General features: G+C 34.1%; 9 protein-coding genes. 1 reads left to right on the top strand and 8 read right to left on the bottom strand.

Going from position 1 to position 6,172, the window contains the following annotated elements; translation table 11 throughout:
• Positions 1-525 (top strand): Rep family protein (locus JOC59_RS07335; RefSeq protein ID WP_239517062.1); only part of this gene is annotated, 525 nt, incomplete at its 5' end.
• A 224-nt stretch (positions 526-749) separates the two neighbouring features.
• Here JOC59_RS07335 and JOC59_RS07330 read toward each other — a convergent pair.
• The 8 genes from JOC59_RS07330 to JOC59_RS07295 form a co-directional block, all read right to left on the bottom strand.
• Positions 750-1,163 (bottom strand): cytidine deaminase family protein, encoded by a 414-nt coding sequence (locus JOC59_RS07330; protein ID WP_205144147.1) that lies wholly within the window; start codon positions 1,161-1,163, stop codon positions 750-752.
• 124 nt (positions 1,164-1,287) lie between these two features.
• Positions 1,288-1,488 carry a hypothetical protein gene (locus JOC59_RS07325; protein ID WP_205144146.1) on the bottom strand — a complete coding sequence of 67 codons (201 nt, stop codon included), beginning with the start codon at positions 1,486-1,488 and terminating at the stop codon, positions 1,288-1,290.
• Between the two features lie 196 nt (positions 1,489-1,684).
• Positions 1,685-2,380: an L-ribulose-5-phosphate 4-epimerase gene (locus tag JOC59_RS07320; RefSeq protein ID WP_205144145.1), complete on the bottom strand. Its 696-nt coding sequence runs from the start codon at positions 2,378-2,380 to the stop codon at positions 1,685-1,687.
• A complete protein-coding gene (locus tag JOC59_RS07315; protein WP_205144144.1) occupies positions 2,373-3,245 on the bottom strand; it encodes an L-ribulose-5-phosphate 3-epimerase in 873 nt (290 codons plus the stop codon). The genes JOC59_RS07320 and JOC59_RS07315 overlap by 8 nt, the downstream gene beginning before the upstream one ends.
• Before the next feature lie 2 nt (positions 3,246-3,247).
• Entirely contained in the window at positions 3,248-3,880 is a 633-nt protein-coding gene (locus JOC59_RS07310) for a 3-keto-L-gulonate-6-phosphate decarboxylase UlaD (RefSeq protein WP_205144143.1), read from the bottom strand.
• Between the two features lie 13 nt (positions 3,881-3,893).
• On the bottom strand, positions 3,894-4,190 hold the full coding sequence (locus tag JOC59_RS07305) for a PTS sugar transporter subunit IIB (protein WP_205144142.1): 297 nt from the start codon (positions 4,188-4,190) through the stop codon (positions 3,894-3,896).
• A gap of 2 nt (positions 4,191-4,192) precedes the next feature.
• A complete protein-coding gene (locus JOC59_RS07300; protein ID WP_205144141.1) occupies positions 4,193-5,692 on the bottom strand; it encodes a PTS ascorbate transporter subunit IIC in 1,500 nt (499 codons plus the stop codon).
• A 14-nt stretch (positions 5,693-5,706) separates the two neighbouring features.
• Positions 5,707-6,168: a PTS sugar transporter subunit IIA gene (locus JOC59_RS07295; RefSeq protein WP_239517061.1), complete on the bottom strand. Its 462-nt coding sequence runs from the start codon at positions 6,166-6,168 to the stop codon at positions 5,707-5,709.
• Between the last annotated feature and the right edge of the window lie 4 nt (positions 6,169-6,172).

Below are 6,172 nucleotides of genomic sequence, written 5' to 3'. Positions count from 1 at the left end.
GTCACAATCACTAATCGAATTATTAGTACAATGATCCGTTCAACAATCGTCCCAATGTATTACAAAGACTATTTTGTTAATTTTGCACCAGAACCTATTTTATTAAGTTATGATGGTCCAGTCGGTCTTTCAGCTGTTAAAAAAATAACTGATGAATTGAATTGTCCGGCACCTCAAAAAATCGCAAGTGGAAAAGGGTTAGTTAGATATATGATTCATATGGATAACCCCGAAAAATTTCAATATTCTAAAAGTGAGATAATTGGTCACAATGGTGCTGATGTTGAATCTTATTTTGAGCTTACAGCAACTAATAAATTAATAATCATGAAAGATATTATTAGATATATTTATGAAAATGAAGTTGATAATTATTCTGACTTTTTAATGCACTGCATTGAATATGATGATGATTGGTTTGATATTGCGATTAACAGTAATACTCTTGCTATTAATAAAATGATTGATGCTGTTTGGCAGAAAAAAAGAAACATGAGTGAAACGAATTTTAATAAACACGCTTGACGAAAAAAGAGTACAAGTTCACGTGAGTGATCTGTACTCTTTTTTAGCACAAACCCAGCAATTTTTCGTAAGAAAAATTTGGTGGGTGTAAGTGCGCCCTTAGCACAACGTAGAAAAAATTCGGTAGATTTTTTACTGCGTATAAGTGCGCCCTATTTCAAAATCGGGAGGTCCTCACATGACAAATAATTATGTTAACCAAGGGTTTAAATAACTGTTCTTAATTACAGTCTATCTACACCCCACCATTTTGGTAATAATTCTTCTAAAGTAATAATTTCACGTTTTTCATAATCTACCATAAATTCAGTTTTTAAATTATCACTATTAAGTTGCAGTAAAAATTCTCGACAAGCTCCACAAGGCATACCGCCTAACCCAGAAGGTGCTTCATTTCGAAAAGTTATGATTTTTTTGATTTTAGTTTGTTTACTTTGTTGATACATATTAAATGCTGCTGCACGCTCTGCACAGAGATGGAAAACCCCTGCTGTTGCTTCAAAGCAATAGCCTGTAAATATTTGTCCATCCTCAGCTTCTAAAGCACATACTACATGTTGTGCATAGATAAAAGGTGATACTTCATGAGGGTTATATAGACATTTTGCTTCATCATATAATTTTTCCCAAATATCCATAAAAAAACTCCTTTATTTTTAGTATATCATGAGTTTAGTTCCTTAGAATAATCACTGTTTATGTAAATCAAAACAGTTTTTCGTCGTCACAATCACTAATCGAATTATTAGTACAATGATCCGTTCAACAATCGTCCCAATGTATTACAAAGACTATTTTGTTAATTTTGCACCAGAACCGTTTGGTTAATACGGCCTGTTGTTTAGTTTGCTTTTTATCATCAAAGCCCGTTAATGTTTCTGCCATCGGCCCAACGGCTGCTTTAATTAACACACCAACATTTTTTGCTGCTAATTGATTATCCTTAATTTCTCTAATCTGCATCTTATACTCCTTTTTGGTACTATTTTTTAAATATAGTACCAAAAAGGAGTATAAGATTTGTTAATTAAGTTTAGATTTATCAATTTCTTAATATTTAAAATTTAATTGCTATTAGTTAAAATTTGACATACAAAAAAGGAGTGTCTTACGCCACTCCTTGCAAATTATTATTTTAATACTCACACCATCACTTAGCTTACCTTTGACCATAATAAGCATTAGGACCATGTTTTCGATAATAATGACGATCTAGTAAATACTGTGGTACTTCAATATTTTCCGGATTTAACTGCCGGGTATGATAAGTCATTTCTGCAACTACATCTAAAACAATCGCATTATGAACTGCTTCTTTGGCATTCTTACCCCATGTAAATGGTCCATGATCATTCGTTAATACACCGGGTACGGCAATTGGATTTATATTATTATTTACAAATGTCCGAACAATTGACTTACCAGTATTTAATTCATACTCATGATCAACCTCTGCTTTAGTTAATCGATCAGCTACTGGTACTGCACCATAAAAAGTATCTGCATGGGTTGTACCGGCAGCTGGTATTGGTAATCCAGCTTGCGCAAATGCCACAGCCCATTTCGAATGGGTGTGCACAATTCCTCCAATTTCTGGCCACATTTTATATAAATAAGCATGAGTTGCTGTATCACTTGATGGTCTTAAATTTCCTTCAATCACCTTACCTTCTAAATCGACAACAACCATATCATTCACTGTCAGTTTATCATACTCAACACCACTTGGTTTAATAACAAAGTAACCGCTTTCGCGATCGATTTGACTGACATTACCCCAAGTCAACGTCACTAAATTATTCGCTGGTAATGCCATATTGGCTGCATAAACTTCGGCTTTTATATCTTCAAGCATGTTGTTCCTCCTGTTTTAAACCAACCATTTCTAAAATTGGTTTAAAAAATGCCTGTGCTTTTTTTACTTCTGAAATTGGATCTAAAGAATTTTCTGACCACATCTCAATTGTATATGCCCCATCGTAACCTAAATCTGTCAATAACTTCAGCAATCCAATAAAATCGACAGTGCCACTACCAAATGGTACATCTTTAAATTGACCTTTTGACTCAGGTGTCACTGGTAATGTATCTTTTAAATGAATATGAGCAATAATATCCAGATTATTCTCAATTTCTTGTGCTACATTATTTTCTGTCCATGCTGATAAATTTCCCAGATCAGGATAGGCTTGTAACCATGGTGACTTTATCCGCTCTTTGATTTGTTTGACCTTCGTTAACGAGTTAATAAATGGATCATCCATCGTTTCAATATCTAGCATCACTTCCTTACTAGCTGCATATTTAACTAAGCTAATCAGATTTTGCATAAAATATTCTCGGGTTAAATAACTTCGTTTCTCATAAAAGACATCATATCCAGCAAGTTGGATATGTCTTATACCGAGTTTTTCAGCGATATCAATTGCCCGACAACCCATCCTTAACGCCTTTTCTTGAATTTCAATCTTTGTTGATCCTAACGGATAACGCCGATGTCCAGATAACATCAAGGTTCTAATCGGTACCCCCGTTTGCCTTATTGCATCTTGAATTTGGGCTAATTCATTATCTGTCCAATTTAACCTTGCAAGTCGTTCATCAGATTCATCAATTGATAATTCTAAAAAATCAAAACCTAATTCTTTTACCAAACTTAAACGACTTTGCCAGTTCATACCTTTAGGTAATGCTTTTTCATAAATTCCAATTTGTGTCATAATTAGCCCCAAATTTTATTAATTACATCTTTAAAAGCTTGTGCAGCTTTCTTTGGATCACTAGCCTGTGTAATTGCCCTACCAGCAATAAAGGTATATACATCTACTCCTTTAAACAAAGGTAAAACATCAGGTGATAAGCCACCAGTCACAGAGACCTTAAAACCCATTTGAACTAATTCTTTTACCCGATTTAAATCTTTTTCACCCCAAACCTCACCTGAAAGTAACGCATCACGGCTTTGATGATAAATTGCTTGTGTAATCCCCGCATCTAACCATTTTTGCGCATCTTCCTTAGTCCAGTTCCCATACAACTCTACTTGTAGGTCACTAACCTCAGTGGCAGCAGCTTGCATTGTTGGAATTGTTGCTGAACAAATGCAGGTCATCCAGTCAGCTCCCGCATTTGCCATATTTTGTGCAACCGTTTTACCAGCATCAGCACACTTTGTATCTGCAATAATAATTTTATCTGGAAAAACACCACGTAATGCTTTTACCGCTTTATCACCTTCTTGTAGTATTAAGATTGTACCCGCTTCAATAATATCAACAATTTGACCTACTTTTACAGCATCTGCTAAGGCACTTTCAATAGTATTATTATCTAAAGCAACTTGTAAATTTGGCATATTTTTTTCCTCTCTAAGCTTTAACAAATTCTGTTTCACGTTGCACTGTTTCCATAATTTCCTTATCACTCATTACGTTTTTTACCCCTAGTACCGTCACACCACGTTTTTTAGCAGTCTCAAACATATTTAAAAAATTAAGTGGTGTAAATACAACATCATATTGAGTAGCCGTACTAGTTCCCTCTGCAATATTAGTATGCCCAATACTTGTAATTTTAATTCCTAATTGTTTAAATGCTTTTTCAACTGATTTCATTAACATTAAACTAGTTCCTGATCCATTTGCACACGCTACTAAAATTTTCATGATTATTCTCCACCCATTTCATTTTTTTTATGTGTTGCCACATATCCTTCATAGTCATTAACGATTTGAAAGTATCCTTTTGGATCCTTTCGGTACTGAATTTGTGGAATTGCAATTAAAATTGCAGCAACCACAAATATCCCAGCATAGCCTAAATATTTCATAATTAGGGTAAAGCCTGGCCATACAGTTGCCCAGTCGAACATTCCTAAATACCCTCCAAATGGTGCCAATCCAATAAAAGTTACAATAAATGCCGAACCTAATACTTGAATAACACCACTCATAAATGGTAAAAGCATGGCTGCTTTAGCACCACCTTCTTTATTAGCAAAGACCCCAAATACCGCATTATCAAAAAATAAAGGAATAAAGCCTGCTAAAATTAAAGTTGGTGAATGGAATAATACTAATGCGCCAATCGTTATGAATTGTCCCAATGCACCAAATAAGAAACCAAAAGTAACTGCATTTTGTTCACCAAATGCAAAAGTTGCTGCGACATCAATCCCTGGTACAGATCCAGGTAAAATGGTATTGGAAATTCCAACGAAGCTTTCTGTTAGTTCCCCAACGAAAGTTCTTACACCTAATTGTAAAATCGTTAAGTTAACTGCAAAGCTTAGTGATGTAGTTAAAATATAGAATAAAAAACTAGCACCAGGTGCTAATCCAGATACACCCTTAGTAGTAACATACATAGCATTAAAATAATCACGCCCTAGCACTAACATGATAATGCCAAAGAAAAACAGCATTAAAATCCCAGTTGCTACCATATTTTCATTAAATATTTTCAAAAACCCTGGTAATTCATAATCTTCAAGGCTCTTGGTTTTTCTCCCTTTTAGCTTAAACTTTTTAGCTAACCAGGCTACAAAAGCAATTCCAAACATTTGTTGGTGTGCAATTGCAAAACCACCACCTTCAGTTAATTCTTGTGTTGGTTTAACTGTCAAGTTTGAGCCAACTGACCAATATAAGCCTAATAAGATCCCCATTGTAATTAAAACTTCTATTCGGCCTAGTTTTGGAAAGCAGAACAGCAAAATCCAAAATGCTGTGGCAGCTTGTTGCACTTGCACATTACCAGTAGTAAATAAGGCACGCAATTTGGTCCATTTTTGAAACCGAACAAATATTATATTTAACACAAAAGCAATTAACAGTAGCAACATTACATCGCCAAAACTTCGCCCAAATGTTTTAGTTAATCCCTCCGTGACAGCATTTTGTCCAAAATAAGGATCAATAACCACTGCTCGTAAATTATATTTATCTTTTAACCCTGTTAAAATTGGTCTAAAAGCACTAACCAAGCCACTTGAACCAACCATTAGAATCATATATCCAATTACTGCTTTTAAAAGCCCCGCAATTGATTCGTATAGCGGTCGCTTATCAAGTACATAACCGATGAATACAATTAATCCAATCATATATGCTGGTTGTGTTAAGATATTTTGTGCAAAATATACCCAAATATCCTCTAAAATTTTCATAACTATTTCTCCTATTACTGTGTTGCCAATAGTTCTAATTCTGCATATGAATTTATTGTTTTTAATTTATTTATTAATTGATCATCAGCTAAGAATCCCATTAAATTAGATATATTTTCTAAATGTTGTTTAGGGTCTTTTGCTGCTAAAGTAAAAAATAATTGGGCATTCTTGGTAGCATCATGCTCATCGAAAATTACATTATCTGCAAATTTCGTAAATCCAATACCAGTGCCTAAAACACCTGCATTCTCAGCTTCAGAATGTGGCATTGCAATCCCAGGTACAATTACAATATATGGACCATTTTCAATTACATTAGTAATTATTTTATCTACATAATCATTGGTAATATAATTTTTTTCTAGTAATTTTTGGCATGATACCCGTACTGCTTCTTGCCAATTTTGGGGTGTTTTCTCTACTATTTGCACCAAATTATTCTCAATAAAATAATTCAACATTTCTTTACTCATACTC

The organism is Periweissella beninensis, assembly GCF_016908275.1.
GTDB lineage: Bacteria > Bacillota > Bacilli > Lactobacillales > Lactobacillaceae > Periweissella > Periweissella beninensis.
Note: the sequence above shows the minus strand (reverse complement) of the source record. Positions and strands in the feature narration are given on the sequence as shown.

What these genes read in the sequence shown, in the direction of transcription:
- JOC59_RS07330 (WP_205144147.1), bottom strand. Translation starts at nt 1,163, where the DNA reads ATGGATATTTGGGAAAAATTATATGATGAAGCAAAATGTCTATATAAC.
- JOC59_RS07325 (WP_205144146.1), bottom strand. Translation starts at nt 1,488, where the DNA reads ATGCAGATTAGAGAAATTAAGGATAATCAATTAGCAGCAAAAAATGTT.
- JOC59_RS07320 (WP_205144145.1), bottom strand. Translation starts at nt 2,380, where the DNA reads ATGCTTGAAGATATAAAAGCCGAAGTTTATGCAGCCAATATGGCATTA.
- JOC59_RS07315 (WP_205144144.1), bottom strand. Translation starts at nt 3,245, where the DNA reads ATGACACAAATTGGAATTTATGAAAAAGCATTACCTAAAGGTATGAAC.
- JOC59_RS07310 (WP_205144143.1), bottom strand. Translation starts at nt 3,880, where the DNA reads ATGCCAAATTTACAAGTTGCTTTAGATAATAATACTATTGAAAGTGCC.
- JOC59_RS07305 (WP_205144142.1), bottom strand. Translation starts at nt 4,190, where the DNA reads ATGAAAATTTTAGTAGCGTGTGCAAATGGATCAGGAACTAGTTTAATG.
- JOC59_RS07300 (WP_205144141.1), bottom strand. Translation starts at nt 5,692, where the DNA reads ATGAAAATTTTAGAGGATATTTGGGTATATTTTGCACAAAATATCTTA.
- JOC59_RS07295 (WP_239517061.1), bottom strand. Translation starts at nt 6,168, where the DNA reads ATGAGTAAAGAAATGTTGAATTATTTTATTGAGAATAATTTGGTGCAA.